Here is an 18,236-nt window from a genome sequence, read left to right on the forward strand (position 1 = left end):
AAAAGTCAAAAGATCGCAGCCTTCGGCAGCTCCTACAGATGACGCGAGTCTCTGCAGGAGCTGCCGAAGGCTGCGATCTTTTGATCTACAGCCCGTTTAGCCAGTGCAGCAATCAGACATGCTCACCGCTTTTTGCATGAGCCGCCCGATGCTCACTCGACTCATGGGCCGCTTCCACCACCGGAATCTCATTCCCGTCGCAGTCACGCAGTTTGCCCTCGCTGAAGTAATCCCCTTCACGCAGCGCCGCCAGATCCTGATAACGCAGCACCCGCTCAGTACCGGCCGCAAACACTGACTGCTGGTCCGAGTTGCCGGTGGTGAAGTGGTTGAAGGTCAGGTTCAACACAATCGCCATGATCGCCGACGAGCTGATGCCCGAATGGAAGATCGTCGCGAACCAGCTCGGGAAGTGGTCGTAGAAGTTCGGCGCGGCGATGGGGATCATGCCGAAACCAATGGAGGTCGCGACGATGATCAGGTTGACGTTGTTGCGGTAGTCGACCTTGGACAACGTACGAATGCCGCTCGCCGCCACGGTGCCAAACAGCACGATGCCGGCGCCGCCAAGCACCGAGGTCGGCACCGCTGCGATAACCCGGCCCATGAACGGCAACAGCCCGAGGATCACCAGGAACACGCCGCCGGTGGCCACCACGAAACGGCTCTTGATGCCGGTCACCGCCACCAGTCCAACGTTCTGGGCGAAGGCACTTTGGGTGAAGGAGCCGAAAATCGGCGCGATCATGCTCGACAGCATGTCAGCGCGCAGGCCATTGCCCAGGCGTTTGGAATCGACTTTGGTGCCGATGATTTCGCCCACCGCCAGGATATCGGCGGAGGTTTCCACCAAGGTCACCATGATCACGATGCACATCGACAGGATCGCGGCGAAGTGGAAGGTCGGCATACCGAAGTGAAACGGTGCTGGAAAGCCGAACATCGGGCCCTGGGTAACGGACGAGAAGTCCGCCATGCCGAGGAACACCGCGATCACCGTGCCGATGACCATCGCCAGCAGGATCGACAACCGGGAGATGGTCGCGCTGCCGATTTTGCTCAACAGCAGCACCAACACCAAAGTCACCGCCGCCAGACCGATGTTCGCCATGCTGCCAAAGTCCGGGGCGTGGCTGTTGCCGCCCATGGCCCAGCGTGCAGCCACCGGCATCAGCGTCAGGCCGATGGTGGTGATCACGATGCCCGTGACCAGCGGCGGGAAAAATTTGGTAATCCTTGAGAACACCGGCGTGATCAGCAAACCGATCAGCGACGCGGCAATGACCGCCCCGAGAATCGACTGGAAGCCACCCTCCCCGCCGCTGCTGACAATCGCCACCATCGTCGCGACGCCCGAGAACGACACGCCCTGTACCAGCGGCAACTGACAACCGAAAAACGGTAACCCGAGGGTCTGCAGCAATGTCGCCAAGCCCCCCGCAAACAATGAAGCAGCAATCAACAAACCGATGTCCGCCGGCGAAAGCCCGGCTGCCTGGCCGATGATCAAGGGCACCGCGACGATGCCGCCGTACATGGTCAGAACGTGTTGCAGGCCGTAAGCCATATTCGCGCCGATCCCAAGGTTTTCATCCTCAGGCCGTTGGTGTGAAACATGGGGCGTTTTCATGGTTGGGGGGGTTCCCTGGTTTTTGTTATGCGCACACTGTATGCAAGACTCAGGACAAATGTCTATAGAGTTGTATACAACTCATCAGTCAGATTATGGACATCTATCCATTCAGCCCGCTTGAGCTCCTCGCCCAACTCCGCAAAAACCTTGAAATACATCCTCCGCGCGCACCTGCCTTATCCCGCTAGTCTTTTTTCTTCATGGCGACCGCCGGCACGGATGCCCTCTTTTTTATACATATAAAGTATGCATAATGAAGCCATTCGAAATTCAGTACGACAAAGCAAAAAACGCGGCCAACAAACTCAAGCATCGAGGCGTCAGCCTGGCTGATACAGAATCGGTGTTTGACGACGAACAGGCGTTGAGGATGCAAGACGAAGACCATGACGAACAACGGTGGATCATCATGGGACGGGATGCCAGGGATCGCCTGTTGGTCGTTACGTACACCTACCGCGACCCGAATTTCGTTCGAATTATTTCTGCGCGCATCGCCAGCAAAAGCGAGCGCCGCCAATACAAGGAGGCATGACCATGAAAGACGAGTACGACTTCAGCAACGCCAAACGCGGGGCGGTTGCCTCCGCCAAAGGCAAGACCCGCATTACCATCATGCTCGATGACGCCGTGATCGAGGCGGCCCGGGCCCTCGCCGAGAACGAGGGGTTTGGTTATCAGACGGTGATCAACAACGCATTGCGCCAGGCATTGCTGAGCGGCAAAGGTAACGGGGCGAATGGCGGTCACCTGAAAAAAGGCATAACGCCTTCCGAGCTGAAGAACCTGGAGAAAAAACTGTCGGAGCTCGCCATGGTAATCCATCGAATGATGGAGCCTGACGTTCGACCGTAGGCCAACACCGGCCGCAAGGCCGGTTTTCGACACGGATGCCGCCCGAGACACACCAATGAAAACAATTGAGCGATTCGCCCTGCAACAGCATGACGGCCCCTATGAAAAATGGCCGGCGAAAACCCGGCTCATCATCGATGGCCAGCTTTCAACGCTGGCCATCTCCGGTTTCACGTTGTTGCGCCAATACCAAACCCCTGCCGGCTACTTGCTGGTGACCGACTTCGACTGCCCGTTCGAAGAAGCCGTTTGCTTTGTGCTGGTCAGCCAGGACCTCGACACGGTGCTGAGCGAGCGCACGGTCGGCCAGATGTACAGCTCGTTCATGCTCAACGAGGTCATGTGGCAGGATGAAACACATTTCTACGCCACCATCCTTGGTCTGGACGATTACCGCTTTTACTTCACCCTTCGATCAGTTGGCATTCCCTGGCTCTATCCGCGACTCGGGCTTGCTTGCAGGCGATTCAATGCCAAGAGCGGGCGATGGCGGCGCGATATTCGTTAACGCATGCCCGTCAGGCCGGCTCCTTGGGCTCAATCAAATGCTCGATCACCTGTTTCAACCGAGCGTTTGCCGGCACCCGAATCCCGAACTCGCGCGCCAGCAACTCGGTCAACTCATCCACATCCGCCACTTGCCGCCGCTCGCTTTCGCTGCCGATCCGGTGGATCGCAAAACTGCCGTTATTCAACGTGCGCCGCCAGCCGTCCCCGGTGCGCGCCACCATCAGTTGTTTGGCAAAAGGCGATTCAGGATGGGTCGAGACGTACCAGTTACCGAGGGTGTAATCGATGTCTTCCTGGCGTTGCAGGTCGAAGATGTACATCGCTCGCCACTCATCGGCGACCTTTGCGCGAAGGGTGTAGCCGTCGGCATGTTGTTCGATGCGATACGGTTCGTGCGGTGTGGATTGTTCAGCGGCGGTGTCGAGCACCAGCGGCGCAGTAGGCACCATGCCACCAAAGCCGACATCACTGATGTAGCGCACGCCGTCCAGGGTCACCAGGCTCAGGCGATGGGTGCGCGCCGTCCACGCGCCTTCAGGCTGGCCCATCACCACGCGACCGCTGATGCCGCGAGCGTCGAACCCCAGTGCCTGCAGCAAGGCCAGGAACAGATTGTTCAGTTCATAGCAGTAGCCGCCACGCCCCTGATGCAGGACTTTTCGCTCGATCGATGGCAAGTCGATCAGTACCGGCTCACCGGACAGCGTCGTGAGATTCTCAAACGGGAAAGCGCCGGTGTGGCGCAGTTGAAGTTGGCGCAGGGTGTCCAGCGTCGGCGCGGGGGGCGCGCTGAAACCCAGGCGTTGCAGATACAGATCCAGATTCGTCAGGCGTGGCTCGCTCATTGCTCGGTCCTTATGCACGGGGGCCGCAGGTCACTGCGTCGATGGGCGCCATATATAAGGGAAAACCCGCGTTGACCGACAATTGATTTCGCCAATCGCCACCCGAAAATCAACGCCGCTTACGCGTCCCCAGCCGAATCCAGGTCGGCGCATGGTCACTGGCGTGGGGTTCGTTGCGCACCCAAGCGTCGACGCCGGCCTCTTGCAGATACGGACTCAACACCGGGTTCAACAGTAGATGATCGATGCGCAAACCGGAGTTCTTCTGCCAGTGCTGACGAAAGTAATCCCAGAACGTGTAGAGACGGTCTTCGGGATACAGATACCGAAGGGAATCAGTCCAGCCCTGGTCCAGCAAGCGCTGGTAACACGCGCGGCTCTCGGGTTGCAGCAACGCGTCCTTGAGCCAGGAGCGAGTGTTGTAGATGTCCAGGTCGGTGGGCACCACGTTGTAGTCGCCGGCCAGCACCACCGGATGTTCGCTGCCCTGAAGCGCTTGCGCGTAGCGAATCAGCCGTTCGAACCATGCCAGTTTGTAATCGAACTTTGGCCCCGGTTGCGGATTGCCATTGGGCAAATACAAACACCCAACCACAACCCCGTGCACCGCCGCTTCCAGATAACGGCTCTGGGTGTCGCTGTCGTCCCCCGGCAGACCGCGCCGGCTCTCCAAAGGCTGGGCGTCCCGGGCCAGAATCGCCACACCATTCCACGACGATTGCCCCTGCCAGATCGCGCCGTACCCGGCGGCCTCAAGCTCGGCGGCGGGAAACGCACTGTCGAGGGACTTGAGCTCTTGCAGGCAGACAATGTCTGGCTGTTCTCGCGCCAGCCAGGCCAACACATTCGGCAGTCGGGCCCGCAGGCCGTTGACGTTGAACGTCGCGATTCGCAAGTTTTTCATCGGCCCGGGCTCCTGGCAGCGAAGTGTCTAGTGTGTGACATCGGCCCATTCCGGTGGTTGCGCCGGGCAAGCCATGTGCGGCGTAATAGCCATCCAACGCCCAGCCCGATCTGCCGAGAATATCGACGTCATGGAATCTACCCTCGAAGGCAACAGAATCCTCCTGCGCCCCCTTCAATACACCGATGCCGACGCCTTGGTCGAGGCTGCCGGAGACGGCGAACTGTGGAACCTGACAGTGACGGTCGTGCCCTCCCCGACCACGGTCGACAGTTACTTGAAAAGAGCCCTCGATGGCCGCGACGCCGGTACGGTGCTGCCGTTTGTCATCGTGCTCAAGGCAACCGGCAAGGTCATCGGCTCCACACGATTCTGGAAAGTCGACCGCCTCAACCGCAAACTCGAAATCGGCAGCAGCTGGATCGGCGCCAGTTGGCAGAAAACCTTCGTCAACACCGAGGCCAAATACCTGATGCTGCGCCACGCCTTCGACGTGCTCGGTTGCGTGCGGGTGCAATTCACCACCGACGAAAACAATCAGACGTCACGCAACGCGATCCTCAGGCTTGGCGCGCAGCAGGAAGGGATTGTGCGCCACGAACGGATCATGCCGGACGGGCGCAAGCGCAACTCCGTGCGGTTCAGCATCATTGATGATGAGTGGCCGCAGATTCAGCAGCATCTGGAAAAGAAGTTGGCCGAATACAACCGTCACTAACACCAAGACATCGCAAACGAAAAGGAAGTCGTCCCCATGCCCCTGCACTACCGACTCGGCCAAGCCGCTGACGCCTTATGCATCAGCGGCCTCGCCACCCAGGTGTTCCTGGACACCTACGCCACCGACGGCATGCGCCGAGACCTTGCCGAGGAAGCGTTCACGGTCTACACCGCCGCACGTTTCGAACATCGCCTGAACGACTCGGCGACCCGGTTTGTACTGGCTGAACGCGACGGTCATCTGCAAGGTTTTGCCGAAATCGTCGCCAACGCCGAAGGACCAAGGCCCTCGTTGTGCGCCGGCACGGAACTGGTTCGTTTGTACGTGCAGCGCCATGCGCACCGCCAAGGCATCGGACAAGCGCTGCTCCAGCACATTGAAGCACTGGCCCGGGAAACCGGGCAGCCCTTCCTGTGGTTAACCGCTTGGGTTGAAAACCATCGCGCCCGTGCGTTTTACCTGGCCCAGGGCTACGAAGAGGCGGGCGTCAACCACTACGAATTCGGCGGCAATACCTATGAAAACCGCCTGTTCCAGAAACAACTGCTGATACAGCGCTGAAAAGGCCGTCGATGAACATTCCGCCCTCCTTCATCGTTCACGAAACCGAACACTGGCGGCTCAACCATCGGGTCAACTCGGCGCTGCCGGGTTACCTGATGCTGGGCGCCCGCTCCAACGTCAATGCGCTCCACGAGTTGCCCGACGGCGCACTGGCCGAACTCGGTCCGTTGCTGGCCAAGACTCAACGCATCGTCGAAACGCTGTTCGATCCAAAACGCCTGTACGTCGGTCGTTACGGGCATGAACCCGGGCACTCGATTCACTTTCATCTCATCCCGGTCTACGCCTGGGTCGAGGATCTGTTCTGGCAGGATGACCGCTATCGACTGCTCGAAACCTTCTCTTCACCGATGCCAACAAGCCTGACCGATGGCGCCGAGCTGACGTTGTTTGTCTGGCGTGAGTTCTGTGAACGGCCCGATCCGCCAGCGGCACCGGGTATGACGGTAGCCCAGGCAATCACCCGTCTGCGCGAAGCCTTCACCTGAGGACTGACCATTCGTCATCCAGTCGGCACCAACCCCACCGCCCTCAGCACCAATATCAGGTAACGACTCATTTCTGGAGACGGACCATGATCACGACAAAAATCACCTCGCTGTTGCTGGCAGGCTTACTCTGCGCCGCGCCATTGGCCAGCTACGCCGCCAACGATGCCCCTGACGCCACCGGCACCAAATCGGGGGGCGTCAGTGGTTCGACGCTGCCACCCAACAGCACACCCGGCGCACCTTCGGGCGGTAAAGAGGGCAACAATGGCACCGGTTCCGGTGTCAACGGCAGCAATGGCGGCACCAGTGGCTCTGGCGCGGGTGGCGGCACGGGCGCGGCCGGGGGCGGAACCGGTGGGGCCGGCGGTGGCACGGGCAGCTGAACGCGTAAAGGCAGCTTCTGATGCCGAGGTTTGAGATCAGGACCTGCCTGCTTCCGTAATCAACGATCCGAACGCATCAGCGCCTCAACGCCGCCCTCCATGGACAACACCGCCGAACGGTTTCGCCCCGAGTGCTTAGCCTGGTACAACGCTGCGTCGGCGCGCTGGATGAACACCTCGATACTGTCCCGACCGTTCGGTACGAACGAGTAGCAGCCCAGGCTGACCGTCACGTAGCCGGTGGGCGAGCCGCTGTGGGTGATGTTCTGGTCCATGACCCGACGGCGAATCTGTTCGGCCACCACCAGTGCACCGTGAATGTCGGTGTCCGGCAGCAGCACGGCGAACTCTTCGCCGCCGTAACGCACCGCCAGATCGGCCTTGCGCAGGCAGCAACTCTTCAACGCCCGCGCCACTTCGGCCAGGCAATGATCCCCGGCCACGTGGCCGTAGGTGTCGTTGTAGCGCTTGAAAAAATCGATATCGAGCATCACCAGACTCAACGGGCTCGCCTGTCGGGCGCCACGGCCGAATTCGACCTCCAGCGCCCGCTCGAACAGGCGACGGTTGGCCAGGCCGGTCAGGCTGTCGTGGGTCGCGATCAGCTCCAGGGCTTCCTGGGCCTGACGCAAATCGGCTTCGATCCTCTCGCCGTCGCGCACCTGATGAATGAACACCCAGCCAAACAACCCAACGCCCAGCACCACCAGGGCCACAATGACGCTGGATTGAAACGCCGTGGCATACCAATCCTTGAGAATCGCATCCCTGGATGACGCCGCCGACACCACCAGCGGATAGCTTTCCAACTGCCGGTAGCCATACAAGCGCACCGTGTCGTCGACCACTGAGCTGATCATCGCGTTGCCGGAAGTCGCCAGGGGCAGATGCTTCTGGAAAATCGTGCCGTTGGCCAACGAGGTGCCGATTTGTGTTTCAACAAACGGCCGGCGCGCCAGCAACGTACCGTCGGTGAGCGCCAGAAACATCGAGCCATGGTCATCGATGTTGAAGCTTTTGAAGAATTGATCGAAGTACGCCATCTTGATGCCGGCCAGCAACACGCCCTGGAAGTTGCCGTCCTTGTCGTTGATGCGCTTGGTCACCGGGATGATCCACTCACCGTTCTCGCGACTGCGAATCGCCGGCCCTATGTGGGCCAGGGACGAGACGTTTTGCTGGTGGTATTTGAAGTATTCGCGATCCATCACCCCCGAGCCCCGGGGCAAGTCCTGAAACGAGGTCACGACCCACTGGCCCTGCTTGTCGAAGAGGAAAATCCCGTGCAACTGGCGCAGCGCTTGTACCCGCCGGGCGAAGGTTTTCTGCAAGCGCTGCTTCTGCTCGCCGTCGAACCCGTCGACCTGAATCCAGTCCACCAGGCTGGTCAGCACCAGATCGGCCTTGGTGAAAGTGTCTTCGGCCTGCTGCGCCATGGCCCGGGTCAGGTTCGACGAGGCGACTTCGGCCAACGCCAGGTCGTGACGGTGAGATTGCTCCAGTTGCAGGTACAACAAGCCACACAGGCACAGGCACACCGCTACGATAAAAAGCGCCGCAGCCTTAAGCAAAGGCAAACGCTTCAAGGCGCCGGGGGCGTGGGGCGAGTCGTAAAGAGGGATAGGCAAAAGCACTTCCTGGAGGGCACGGCGTGGGCGAAGGCCCAAAGCCCTTATTTTTTGTGAGCTTAGCCTACGGGGTCGTGAGGGGCCAACGGGAAAACCCGCTCTGCTAAGCTGAAAGGCTTCAGTTATCGCCCCTATCCGTTTGTCCAAGGAGGAAAAACATGACTGCCCAGTCTCAACCGGCCGCCATCAATACCGCCGTCTTCGATCTCGGTAATGTACTTATCCGCTGGAACCCCCGAAACCTTTACAAAAAATTGTTCGGTGACGATGTAAAAGCCATGGAAACCTTCCTGGCCGAGGTCTGCCACACCGCCTGGAACGAACAACAGGACCAGGGCCGCAGCTGGCAGGAAGCCACCGAGGAAGCCATCGCCCGGCATCCGGATCAGGAAACATTGATCCGCGCCTACCGCGAACGCTGGGAAGAAATGCTCGGCGGTGCCATCGAAGACACTGTAACTATCCTCGATGAACTGCATGCCAACGGTATCCGGCTGCTGGCGCTGACCAACTGGTCGGCGGAAACCTTCCCGATTGCCCTTGAGCGTTTTGAGTTCTTGCAGCGCTTCGAAGGGATTCTGGTGTCGGGGGTCGAAGGCGTGATCAAGCCTTCGCCGGAGATTTTCCGGTTGTTGGCGTCACGCTACGACGTGGACAGCGCGCGGGCGGTGTTTATTGATGACCACCGGCCCAACATCGAAGGGGCACAACGCATGGGGTTTCATGGCGTTCAGTTCTTCGATGCGGGGCAATTGCGCAAGGATTTAGTGGCTCTGGGGTTGCCGGAGAAAGCAGGTTGAAATGAGGGGGGCCTCATTCGCGAGCAAGCCCGCTCCCACAGGTGAGCGCATTCCAATGTGTGGAGCGGGCTTGCTCGCGAAGAGGCCCTCCTGAACACCGCAAACTTCAACCGGCCAACCTTCGCATCGCACTGTGCAAATGCGCCCGGGCACTCTGCGCATCGCCCACACGCATCTGCTCATAAGCCCGCTGGGCAATCGCATGAGGAACAGGCTTGAGCTCGCGTCGGGTCGCCATCGCCAACAACTGCACCTGCGCCGCCCGCTCCAGGTAATACAAATCGTCCCAGGCCTCGGCGATGGTCGGTCCGGCGACGATCACGCCATGATTTTTCAGGAACAGGATGTCGGCCTCGCCCATCACACTGGCGATCCGGTCGCCCTCGGACTCATCGAGGGCCAGGCCGTTGTAATCCTCATCCACCGCCGTGCGCCCGTAAAACTTCAAGGCCGTTTGCCCCAGCTACAGCAGCGGTGGGCCCTGCAGCAAACACAACGCCGTGGCGTGAGGCATGTGGGTGTGAAACGCCACTTTCACCCTCGGCAGTTGCTTATGCAGCCGGGCATGAATGTAGAACGCCGTCGCCTCGGGCAGCCCATCGCCAGCCACGACATTGCCGTGGAAGTCGCAGACCAGCAGATTCTCAGCACGGACCTCGGCGAACGCATACCCGTAAGGATTCACGAAAAACAAATCATCGCGCCCCGGCACCATGGCCGAAAAATGGTTGCAGATGCCCTCCTCCAAACCCTGCAGCGCCGCCAGTTGAAAGCACGCGGCCAATTCCGTGCGGGCGACAGTGACGGCTTCCGAGTCCAGATTCAGATCGGCGTACCGGGCCGGACGGGAGCTACCTGTCAGGGTATGTGCCATAACGACGACTCCGATTTACCAGCCAAGGGAAGTGAACAGGGGCACGACTTGATCCAGGGTGCTCAGGATGGCATCGGGCTGGTAATCCGGCAGTAATGGCCGGCCAGTGCCACGGTCGATCCAGACACAGCGAAACTGCATGTCCCGCGCCGCCGAACGTGTGCACCGGACCCAGTCCACCGTCAGCCAACAGCTGCGCAAACTTGAAGAGTTGATCGGGCACCCGTTGTTGATCCGCGACCGTACCGGGCAAAACATCAGCGTGACCGAACATGGCGAACGACTGATCGGCTATGCCCGACGCTTGCTGGCGCTGTCTTCGGAGGCGGTGCAGGCGCTGGCCAGCGACGTCGACCTGGAAATCCTGCGCCTCGGCGTGCCGGAAGACTTCGACGCCCGGCGCATGGCCATGCTCCTCGCCGGCTTCAACCAGGCCTGGCCGCAAGCACGGCTGGAAACCATCAGCGGCATGAGCCTCGACATCAAGCAGAAACTCGACATCGGTGACATCGACATTGCCCTGATCAAACGCGAACCGGACAGCGGGCCATGCTGGGCGTCCTGGCCGGAGGTGCTGGTGTGGGTCAAGGGTGCGGGGGTGGACTCGGCGAACGGTGTCCTGCCGCTGGCGCTATTCCCCCAAGGCTGCATTTACCGGCAACGGGCGATTCGCTTGCTGGACAAGGCTCAGCGGCCGTGGCGCGTGGCGTTCGGCAGCCATAGCCTGACCGGGATTCAAGCAGCGGTGGCGTCGGGATTGGGGGTGTCAGTGTTGCCGGAGTCGGCGGTGTTGCCTGAGCATACGGTGTGTACTGATTTGCCAGAATTGCCACCGTCGGAGCTGGCGCTGGTGAGTCGCGAGGGCACGTTGACCGGGTTGCAGCGGGGGTTGGTGGAGTTTTTGAAGGGGTCGTTGGGCTGAAATCGCGCTGCTCGGGTTCGTCAGTTGAAAAGTCCGAAATGGGCGCCCCGAGGACGCCCATTTTCAATCGTGGCAACCACCCGTCACCGCGACGGTGGAACCCGAATATCCCCGTCACGACACGAAGTCTTCACGCCTTTCCCGCACGCGCCAAACCCCAGGTCCTTGCCCATGCACACCCGCACTTCCGACAACTCGGGACCATTGCAGATCACCGCGATGCCGTCCGCCGCAATCCCGGGATTGTTCTGGCGGAACAGGTTGACGATTTCCTGGGCCTGGAAGTAATGGGTGCTGCTGAAAGGTTGCAGTTGCTCCGGGATTTTTACCGCACCGACGGCTTTGTCCGCCGCGTCGAAGTAACCCGAAGCGCCGAGGCCGCTGCAAGTGCCGTGCTTGGCCCATTCATGCTCAAGCAACTTGGGCGTCGGGAACAACGTCAGCCCTTGGGCCCGTTCGGCCGGTGACAGCGTCACCATCGGCGGGCACGACTCCGGCCAGCCGCCCTTGGCGTATTGCGGCCAGAGGCCATGAAGCACAAAGCCATAGCCTTTGCCGGAGCATTGCGCGTCGTCTTTGTGGGTCAGGCAGAACGTCGGCGACCACGACAGCGTCAGCAAGTAGTAATCGAACACCCCCGCCACTGACTCAACCGGGGCTTTGCCTTGCTGCGATTGCCGAGCCGAGCTCAAGCCGATGTTGCCGAAGGTTATTGCCAGGATTGCGATGACCGCGTACAGCTTCTTCATAAACCCACTCCTTGGGGATAGTGCCGGTTTAAAGGCCTGGCCGAATGTCGGCCAAGGGACGGTTTTGTCACGCTTGTGTTGCAAGCGCATGACGCAGGGCAAAACGTGCATTACTTTGAAGGGGCTACGATCACACTTACGTCACGACAGGGAATTGAAATGAGTAAGGCAGACGAGCTCGCCGCAAAACTGAGAGAAACCCGCCACACCAGCGCCGACGAAACCAGCGGCACCGATCAGGCCATCGATAGCTGGCCGAGCCAGGTTTACGCAATGTATCACCAGATCGAAGCCTGGCTGAAGCCGCTGCTCGAGGCCGGCCTGACCATCCGCCGTAATCCCACCCATGTATTCGAACGTCACCCGAATGGCGCGACCTATGCCTACGCCATCGATCAACTGGTGATCGAAGGCAATCACCACAACATCACCTTCATCCCGATCGTGCGCTTCACCGCAGATGGCGAAGGACGTGTCGAGATTCACCTTCAAGGCAAGGAAATCCCGCTGCTGCGGACCGTGACCGAACACGGTGAAACCCAGTGGTGGTTGCAGTCGATCGAGCAATCCGGGCAACAACCGGATGCGGTGGCGCTGACAGAAGTGAACCTGCTGTCAGTGATACAGCAAGGGCTGGATCTCTAATCCCGGCACAGTCCCTGTGGGAGCGGGCTTGCTCGCGAAGGCGATTGCTCAGTCAACATCTGTGTTGAAAGTCAAACCGCTTTCGCGAGCAAGCCCGCCCCCACAGGGGTTCAGCGCTGATGATGAATTTTGTGATTCGCCCGCTTACTGGCTAACCACAATCTTGCCGATCATCTGCGGATGCAGCACACAGAAATACTCAAACTCCCCCGGCGTATTGAACACGTAGGAAAAACTGTCATTGGTGTCCAGCGCGCCGGAGCGGAACACTTTGTGGGTTTCCGACACCGTGTGCGGGATCTGGTCGTCATTCACCCACGTTACTTTGGTGCCCACGGCCACCTTCAAATCCTTGGGACCGTACATGAATTCCTTGATGTCGACTTTTACCTCCTCGGCCCACACCGGCATCGACAGCATCAGGCAAACCACGGTTAACAGTCGCGTTTTCATTGCGCCGCCCTCCCCTAAACCAGTGTCGAATCGATCAGCGCCAGCGGGTGCTCGCCCTGCGTCGCCCGCACATCGGTGATCCCCAGATAGTTGCGCAACTGATCAGCCGCCACCGTCATGGGCCCCGGTGCCGGCGCGGTGCCCGGCGCAGGTTGTGGATAAGCCGTGCCTCGTGCGGTGTGAAAAGTGATGTTGCCTTCGACCTTCTGGATCACCTGATGAATGTGCCCGTTCAACACCGTCACCGAGCCGTACTTGCGCAGCAGGGCAATCGCCTGGTCGCCATCCTCAGTGCCCCAGCCCCACGGCTGATAAATCGTCCACAACGGAATATGGGTAAACACCACAATCGGCGTGCTGGCGGTCACGGCGCGCAAGTCGTCGGCCAGCCAGGCGAGCTGATCGGCACCCAGCGTCGCTTCACGACCGGCCTGGAAGTTGAAGACATTCACCAGCGCAATGAAATGCACGCCATGGTCATCGAAGCTGTACCAGCCGTTGCCTTTGGTGCCTTTGCCGTAACGCTGGAGGTAGAGCTGGCCGCCGCCCTCGTCGAGGGTGTCGTGCTCGCCCGGCACGTAATGCACCGTGGACGGCAAGCCCTTGAGCACTTGCGCAGCGGTGTCGAACTCTTCCGGTTTCGACAGGTGGGTGATGTCGCCAGTGTGCAGGATCAGCGCCGGCCGTTTCGGCAGCGCGATGACCTTGTCGATGGCTACCTGCAAGGTCTTCAGCGGTTCGGGGTTGGCCTCTTTGTTGAAGCCGATGTGCGAGTCGCTGATCTGCACGAAATGAAAGGTGCTGGCCAGGGCCTTGGGGTCGGAGACGTTGCCCGAATCATCCAGGGCAAAGGCGCGGGGAATGCCGCCGCTCAAAGCCCAGATCACTCCGGCCCCGGCCCATGCCGAGCACTTGAGCAACGTGCGGCGGTCGGGGTTCAGCGGACCGTCGGTGCGCCGTTCGTGTTTTGATTGAATGTCCATCGGTATGCCCTCGTTGGCGGACTACAGTGAAGTAGCTGACACGAGATACAACCGGGTAGGACGAGTCTTTATTCCGCCTCGAAAAAGATATTTTTTCTCGGGAATAAAACACCGCGCATCACAGTTACAGGAGTGGGACGGTACGGGAACCCCTATGAAGCGATTTGAGGAACTGTTTGCGCCCCACATGGACGCGGCCTACAACCTCGCGCGCTGGCTCACCGGCAACGATAGCGCCGCGCGCGATGTCGTTCAGGAAAGTGCACTGCGGGCCTTCCGGTTCTTGCACCGCTTCGCCGACGGTAATGCCAAGGCCTGGTTTCTGACCATCGTGCGCAACGAAAGCTACACCTGGCTCAAGGCCTCGGCCAGCTAACATTGGGTGGCCATCGGCGATGAACTACCCGAAGACGATGCGGCGTTGAGTCACGGCCAAAGCCCGGAATTGCTGGCCATTCACACCGAAAACGCGGCGCTGATCCAGCAAGCCCTGCGCGCCCTGCCGCCGATGTTTCGTGAGGTCATTGTTCTGAAGGAACTTGAAGAAATGCCCTACAAGGACATTGCCCTAGTGGCCGACATCCCCATCGGCACTGTCATGTCGAGGCTGGCTCGGGCCCGGGCCATGCTCAAGCTCGAATTACTGAAGCTGCACGATCATGAATGAACTCGACTGCACGGCTTGCCAGACGCTGGTTCATGGCTACCTGGACAAGGAACTGGACACCGCGATGACGGCGAAGGTCGCCGCGCATTTGGCCGAGTGTGCCGAGTGCGCGCGATTGCTTGATGAAGCGCGTTTACTGACAGTCAGCGTGAAGCGACATGCACCGTATTACACGGCGCCCGCGTCATTGATTGCCAGCGTGTTTGCCCCCGTTGCGCCACGCAACAGTGCGCTCAAGCGTTGGCGGAAATGGTTCGCGCCTGGTTTTTCAGCAGCGGCGCTGGCCTTGGCCATGGTGCTTTATGTCGCAACGCCGGGCAGCGAACAACCGTTGATGGACGAGGCCGTCTCCAGCCATGTTCGCTCGTTGATGGGCGAGCATTTGAACGACGTGGTCTCGTCCGACCGGCACACCGTGAAGCCCTGGTTCACCGGCAAGCTCGACTTCTCGCCGCCGGTGTTCGACTACTCGGCGCAGGGGTTTCCATTGTTGGGCGGGCGACTGGATTATCTACAACACCAGGCCACGGCGGCGCTGGCCTATGGACGCGCCAAACACATCATCAACGTGTTTGTGCTGCCAACGACTGAAGCCGATGAACCGCCAAAAACCCGGTCGATTCGCGGCTTCAACGTGGTGTCCTGGCAAGCGAACCACATGCGCTTTGTGCTGGTATCGGACGTGGAAAAAGCTGAGCTGGAAACACTCGGCCAGTTGCTCAGGAACGGCGCCTGAACACACCCACACCTCCCCCGTAGGAGCTGCCGAAGGCTGCGATCTTTTGACTTTTATTTTTACAAGCAAGATCAAAAGATCGCAGCCTTCGGCAGCTCCTACGGGGTGTTGTTACGGTGTGTTTTGTCCTGCCGCCGCCTGCAAATCCAGCGCCGGTAACTTCGCCGGCGCGTTCAGCACTTTCAACACCGGATCATCGTAGCCATACACGTCTGGCTTGAACGCCACCCGCCCGTTGGCGCCCATGTCCACCGTCCAATATGCCAACAACACCGGTACCTTCACCGGCAAGCGAATGTTCTCGGTCTTGCCGTTGGCCAACTGCTTCTGAATACCGGCGCTGTTCCAGCGCACCGGATCGTTGAACAGCAATTCAACCAACTGCAACGGATTTTCCACTCGGATGCAGCCCGAACTGGTGGCACGGACGTTCTTCGCGAACAAGTCACGGTGCGGCGTGTCGTGCAGGTAAATCGCGTAATCATTGGGGAATCGGATGACCACTTGGCCCAACGAATTTTCCGGCCCGGCGTCCTGACGCAAGGTAACGCCCCTCGGGTTGCTCCAGTCGATGGTCGATGGGTCGAGCACGTTGCCCTCCCGATCAATCGGGCGGATACGGTTGTTGCTCAAATAATTCGGGTTGCTGAGGATCTTCGGCAACACATCCTCTTTCAGAATGGTCGGTGGCACCGTCCAGGTCGGGTTGAACGTGACGTAAGTAATCTCGGCCTGAAAAATCGGCGTGCTGCGAAACGGTTTGCCGACCTGCACCCGGGAGCGCCAGATCGGCTGGCCATCGCGGTACAGCGCGACCTTATAGCCAGCGATATCGACAATCACGAACGTGCCTTGCAGCTTATAAAGCAACCAGCGCGCGCGCTCCATGTTGACCCGCACCTGGTCGATACGCGCCTGCACCGGCACATTCAACGCAGCAAGCGTCGCCGCCCCGGCAACACCATCCGCCCCCAGGTATTGCTCGGTTTGGTACTTTTTCACCGCCGCGATCACCGCGTCATCGTAATCGGAGCGCTTGCTCTTCTGCGGTTCCAGATAACCACCGGCCACCAAACGAGCGCGCAACTGCGCAACCGCCGGGACGTCCATCCCCGGCTGGAGCTTCTGCCCTTCGGCAACTTTCGGCCAGCCACCCCGGTCGCGAACGCTGCGCAACTGCGCCAGCGCCTCGCGCAAACCGCGATAAACCGCTTCTTGCGGCGGCGCCTCGGCAAAGGCGCGGGCAACATCATGGTTATCCAGCGCGTTGAAGAAGTTGTTCACGTCGGCACGGGGATCGGCGCCGGTGATATCAAAGTTCCAATGCATATCCAGCCGCGCCGGATCAACCTTGCCCCGACGCAATTGCAGCAAAGCCGTCAGGAAAGTGCGGGTAGCGGCCATGTCGAAGGCCGCTTGCTGCGCAGGGGTTGGCGGCGTGTTCTGCATCGACGCCTGGGCCATGGCCAGATCATCAATGCGAAAATCCGCCGGCTCCAGTCCATCGATCTGCGTATCGTTGAGGCTTTTCAACAACTGGGCGACGTCATCCGGGTTCGTCCAGGCCGCCCGGAATTGGCGATGGGTATAGAAATCCAGGACCACACGGTTCACGTCCAGCCGCTGATGGCGCGGGCGGATCATCAGCGGCGGAAACGCCGAAATCAACGGTTCCAGCACCGCGTGAATCTCTTGGGCGACGTTATCGTCGGGTATTGCCTCAATCGTGCTGATCGGCACGTTTTCCGGCGCAATCGGCGAAGTTTCAGCAAGCGCGGTGCCGCTGATCAGAAAGACCATAAAAAAGGCATGGCTTATGACGAATAACCTTGAAAGTTGCCCCATGGATAATCCTTAATCTCCTGCTTTCAGCACTTGGCGCAAGCGCTGCTAAACTCGAAATAACTTGATGAGACATCTCTATGGCGCTAAACCGCTTTGGCTTTCTATGCTCGGCCCTGCTGTTGGCGGTAACGTCAATACCAGCAGCGTACGCCGATTCTCTGGCCGCCGCCCTCGTCAAAGCGGCGCCGGGCGCTAACGCCAACGTCATCAACCTGGCCGTACGTGCCTCGCAATGCCGCATCGCCAAAGGTGCCGCCCCCGCTCAACGACTCGCCGTCATCGATTACTCACTGCCTTCGACCGAACAACGCCTGTGGGTGTTCGATTTAAAGAAGCGCAAGCTGCTGTTCCATGAACTCGTCGCCCACGGCCGCAACAGCGGCGAAAACATGGCCAGCCAGTTTTCCAACCAGAATGAAAGCAACGCCTCCAGCCTTGGCTTGTACCGAACCCAGTCGAGCTATCTGGGACACAACGGCTACTCCCTACGAATGGAAGGCCTGGAGCCCGGCTTTAACGACAATGCGTTTGACCGGGCTATCGTGATTCACGGCGCGCCGTATGTCAGCCCCAAACTCGCACAAATCAATGGCCGCATCGGTCGCAGCCTCGGATGCCCGGCAGTACGCCCGGCGATTGCGCATCGGTTGATTGATTCGATGAAGGATGGCCAGTTGTTGTTTTCTTATTACCCGGATCAGCGTTGGTTGAAGACATCTTCGATTGTGAATTGTGGTGGGGCGACGGTGGCGGATGCTTCCGGTCGTTAACCAAGCTGCATCACGGGACACTGCGGGCCTCAGGCATTGAAGGGTTGCTGTCGAAGGATTGGGCGTTGAGAAGCGTAATCAAATCGACGAAGACACGCCTGAGCCCCTGCGACTCAATCCGTGCCGTCGGAAACTGACGAAATAAAGATGCTCACCTAATCGAGCGGATAAGCATGCGATCAATCAACAGCAAGCACGAGTACTTTCACTTAAGGCAAATCTGACTTTTTCCAGCCGAAAGCAAAATTATCCCCAATT

Annotated in this window: 22 protein-coding genes and 2 pseudogenes; 14 read left to right on the plus strand and 10 right to left on the minus strand. The window is 59.6% G+C overall.

The genetic code is table 11. The annotated features are described in order from the left end of the window. Positions 1-112 precede the first annotated feature (112 nt). Positions 113-1,630, minus strand: coding sequence for a nucleobase:cation symporter-2 family protein (locus V5E99_RS25480; RefSeq protein WP_499804974.1), 1,518 nt, complete (start codon positions 1,628-1,630; stop codon positions 113-115). Between the two features lie 256 nt (positions 1,631-1,886). Between V5E99_RS25480 and V5E99_RS25485 the strand changes: the two genes are divergently transcribed. Genes V5E99_RS25485 through V5E99_RS25495 form a run of 3 tightly spaced genes read left to right on the plus strand, consistent with a single transcriptional unit; the run spans position 1,887 to position 2,996 of the window. Further along, positions 1,887-2,168 carry a BrnT family toxin gene (locus V5E99_RS25485; RefSeq protein WP_499804975.1) on the plus strand — a complete coding sequence of 94 codons (282 nt, stop codon included), beginning with the start codon at positions 1,887-1,889 and terminating at the stop codon, positions 2,166-2,168. Between the two features lie 2 nt (positions 2,169-2,170). After that, positions 2,171-2,488: a BrnA antitoxin family protein gene (locus tag V5E99_RS25490; protein ID WP_499804976.1), complete on the plus strand. Its 318-nt coding sequence runs from the start codon at positions 2,171-2,173 to the stop codon at positions 2,486-2,488. 55 nt (positions 2,489-2,543) lie between these two features. Further along, entirely contained in the window at positions 2,544-2,996 is a 453-nt protein-coding gene (locus V5E99_RS25495) for a hypothetical protein (protein WP_499804977.1), read from the plus strand. Positions 2,997-3,006: 10 nt separating this feature from the next. On the opposite strand, the gene V5E99_RS25500 is transcribed toward V5E99_RS25495, so the two are convergent. Both V5E99_RS25500 and V5E99_RS25505 read right to left on the minus strand, forming a co-directional pair. Further along, the gene (locus tag V5E99_RS25500; protein ID WP_499804978.1) at positions 3,007-3,843 is read right to left on the minus strand and encodes an arylamine N-acetyltransferase family protein; all 837 of its coding nucleotides are present in this window, start codon (positions 3,841-3,843) and stop codon (positions 3,007-3,009) included. 109 nt (positions 3,844-3,952) lie between these two features. Next, positions 3,953-4,747, minus strand: a complete 795-nt coding sequence (locus V5E99_RS25505) for an exodeoxyribonuclease III (protein WP_499804980.1) — start codon at positions 4,745-4,747, stop codon at positions 3,953-3,955. Positions 4,748-4,877: 130 nt separating this feature from the next. Between V5E99_RS25505 and V5E99_RS25510 the strand changes: the two genes are divergently transcribed. The 4 genes from V5E99_RS25510 to V5E99_RS25525 all read left to right on the plus strand — a co-directional run bounded on the left by V5E99_RS25510 (position 4,878) and on the right by V5E99_RS25525 (position 6,906). Continuing rightward, a complete protein-coding gene (locus V5E99_RS25510; RefSeq protein WP_499804982.1) occupies positions 4,878-5,465 on the plus strand; it encodes a GNAT family N-acetyltransferase in 588 nt (195 codons plus the stop codon). Between the two features lie 36 nt (positions 5,466-5,501). Beyond that, positions 5,502-6,029 (plus strand): GNAT family N-acetyltransferase, encoded by a 528-nt coding sequence (locus V5E99_RS25515; RefSeq protein WP_499804983.1) that lies wholly within the window; start codon positions 5,502-5,504, stop codon positions 6,027-6,029. Between the two features lie 11 nt (positions 6,030-6,040). After that, positions 6,041-6,520 carry an HIT family protein gene (locus V5E99_RS25520; RefSeq protein WP_499804985.1) on the plus strand — a complete coding sequence of 160 codons (480 nt, stop codon included), beginning with the start codon at positions 6,041-6,043 and terminating at the stop codon, positions 6,518-6,520. Between the two features lie 86 nt (positions 6,521-6,606). Next, entirely contained in the window at positions 6,607-6,906 is a 300-nt protein-coding gene (locus tag V5E99_RS25525) for a hypothetical protein (protein ID WP_499804987.1), read from the plus strand. 59 nt (positions 6,907-6,965) lie between these two features. On the opposite strand, the gene V5E99_RS25530 is transcribed toward V5E99_RS25525, so the two are convergent. After that, positions 6,966-8,534, minus strand: a complete 1,569-nt coding sequence (locus V5E99_RS25530; protein ID WP_499804989.1) for a sensor domain-containing diguanylate cyclase — start codon at positions 8,532-8,534, stop codon at positions 6,966-6,968. Positions 8,535-8,692: 158 nt separating this feature from the next. On the opposite strand from V5E99_RS25530, the gene V5E99_RS25535 reads away from it, so the two are divergent. Continuing rightward, positions 8,693-9,334 carry an HAD family hydrolase gene (locus V5E99_RS25535; protein ID WP_499804990.1) on the plus strand — a complete coding sequence of 214 codons (642 nt, stop codon included), beginning with the start codon at positions 8,693-8,695 and terminating at the stop codon, positions 9,332-9,334. 106 nt (positions 9,335-9,440) lie between these two features. Here the strand turns inward: V5E99_RS25535 and V5E99_RS25540 are convergent. Together V5E99_RS25540 and V5E99_RS25545 are read right to left on the minus strand one after the other, a co-directional pair. Next, a pseudogene (locus V5E99_RS25540) lies at positions 9,441-10,208 on the minus strand (aldolase). 15 nt (positions 10,209-10,223) lie between these two features. After that, positions 10,224-10,364: pseudogene (locus V5E99_RS25545) on the minus strand (haloacid dehalogenase type II); the annotation flags it as partial. Between V5E99_RS25545 and V5E99_RS25550 the strand changes: the two are divergent. Beyond that, the gene (locus V5E99_RS25550) at positions 10,348-11,130 is read left to right on the plus strand and encodes a LysR substrate-binding domain-containing protein (RefSeq protein WP_499804992.1); all 783 of its coding nucleotides are present in this window, start codon (positions 10,348-10,350) and stop codon (positions 11,128-11,130) included. The pseudogene V5E99_RS25545 and the gene V5E99_RS25550 sit on opposite strands and share 17 nt — an antisense overlap. Before the next feature lie 83 nt (positions 11,131-11,213). Here the strand turns inward: V5E99_RS25550 and V5E99_RS25555 are convergent, their stop codons facing one another. Further along, on the minus strand, positions 11,214-11,879 hold the full coding sequence (locus V5E99_RS25555; RefSeq protein ID WP_499804993.1) for a ribonuclease T2 family protein: 666 nt from the start codon (positions 11,877-11,879) through the stop codon (positions 11,214-11,216). A 159-nt stretch (positions 11,880-12,038) separates the two neighbouring features. On the opposite strand from V5E99_RS25555, the gene V5E99_RS25560 reads away from it, so the two are divergent. Next, the gene (locus tag V5E99_RS25560) at positions 12,039-12,524 is read left to right on the plus strand and encodes a hypothetical protein (RefSeq protein WP_499804995.1); all 486 of its coding nucleotides are present in this window, start codon (positions 12,039-12,041) and stop codon (positions 12,522-12,524) included. A 144-nt stretch (positions 12,525-12,668) separates the two neighbouring features. Here the strand turns inward: V5E99_RS25560 and V5E99_RS25565 are convergent, their stop codons facing one another. Then, the gene (locus tag V5E99_RS25565) at positions 12,669-12,977 is read right to left on the minus strand and encodes a cupredoxin domain-containing protein (protein ID WP_499804996.1); all 309 of its coding nucleotides are present in this window, start codon (positions 12,975-12,977) and stop codon (positions 12,669-12,671) included. A 14-nt stretch (positions 12,978-12,991) separates the two neighbouring features. Continuing rightward, entirely contained in the window at positions 12,992-13,960 is a 969-nt protein-coding gene (locus V5E99_RS25570) for a metallophosphoesterase family protein (protein WP_499804997.1), read from the minus strand. Positions 13,961-14,114: 154 nt separating this feature from the next. Between V5E99_RS25570 and V5E99_RS25575 the strand changes: the two genes are divergently transcribed. The 3 genes from V5E99_RS25575 to V5E99_RS25585 are packed head-to-tail and all read left to right on the plus strand — an operon-like array spanning position 14,115 to position 15,363. Continuing rightward, entirely contained in the window at positions 14,115-14,336 is a 222-nt protein-coding gene (locus V5E99_RS25575; RefSeq protein ID WP_499804999.1) for a sigma factor, read from the plus strand. A 6-nt stretch (positions 14,337-14,342) separates the two neighbouring features. Then, positions 14,343-14,627, plus strand: a complete 285-nt coding sequence (locus V5E99_RS25580) for a sigma-70 family RNA polymerase sigma factor (RefSeq protein ID WP_499805001.1) — start codon at positions 14,343-14,345, stop codon at positions 14,625-14,627. Then, positions 14,620-15,363, plus strand: coding sequence for an anti-sigma factor family protein (locus V5E99_RS25585; RefSeq protein ID WP_499805002.1), 744 nt, complete (start codon positions 14,620-14,622; stop codon positions 15,361-15,363). The genes V5E99_RS25580 and V5E99_RS25585 overlap by 8 nt, the downstream gene beginning before the upstream one ends. Positions 15,364-15,474: 111 nt before the next feature. On the opposite strand, the gene V5E99_RS25590 is transcribed toward V5E99_RS25585, so the two are convergent. Beyond that, positions 15,475-17,163: a L,D-transpeptidase family protein gene (locus tag V5E99_RS25590; protein ID WP_499805004.1), complete on the minus strand. Its 1,689-nt coding sequence runs from the start codon at positions 17,161-17,163 to the stop codon at positions 15,475-15,477. 122 nt (positions 17,164-17,285) lie between these two features. Here V5E99_RS25590 and V5E99_RS25595 point away from each other — a divergent pair, with 122 nt between their 5' ends. Continuing rightward, positions 17,286-17,978 carry a murein L,D-transpeptidase catalytic domain family protein gene (locus V5E99_RS25595; RefSeq protein ID WP_499805005.1) on the plus strand — a complete coding sequence of 231 codons (693 nt, stop codon included), beginning with the start codon at positions 17,286-17,288 and terminating at the stop codon, positions 17,976-17,978. Positions 17,979-18,236 lie beyond the last annotated feature (258 nt).

The sequence above is a fragment of the Janthinobacterium sp. LPB2021202312-11-4 genome (genome assembly GCF_037049705.1).
GTDB lineage: Bacteria > Pseudomonadota > Gammaproteobacteria > Pseudomonadales > Pseudomonadaceae > Aquipseudomonas.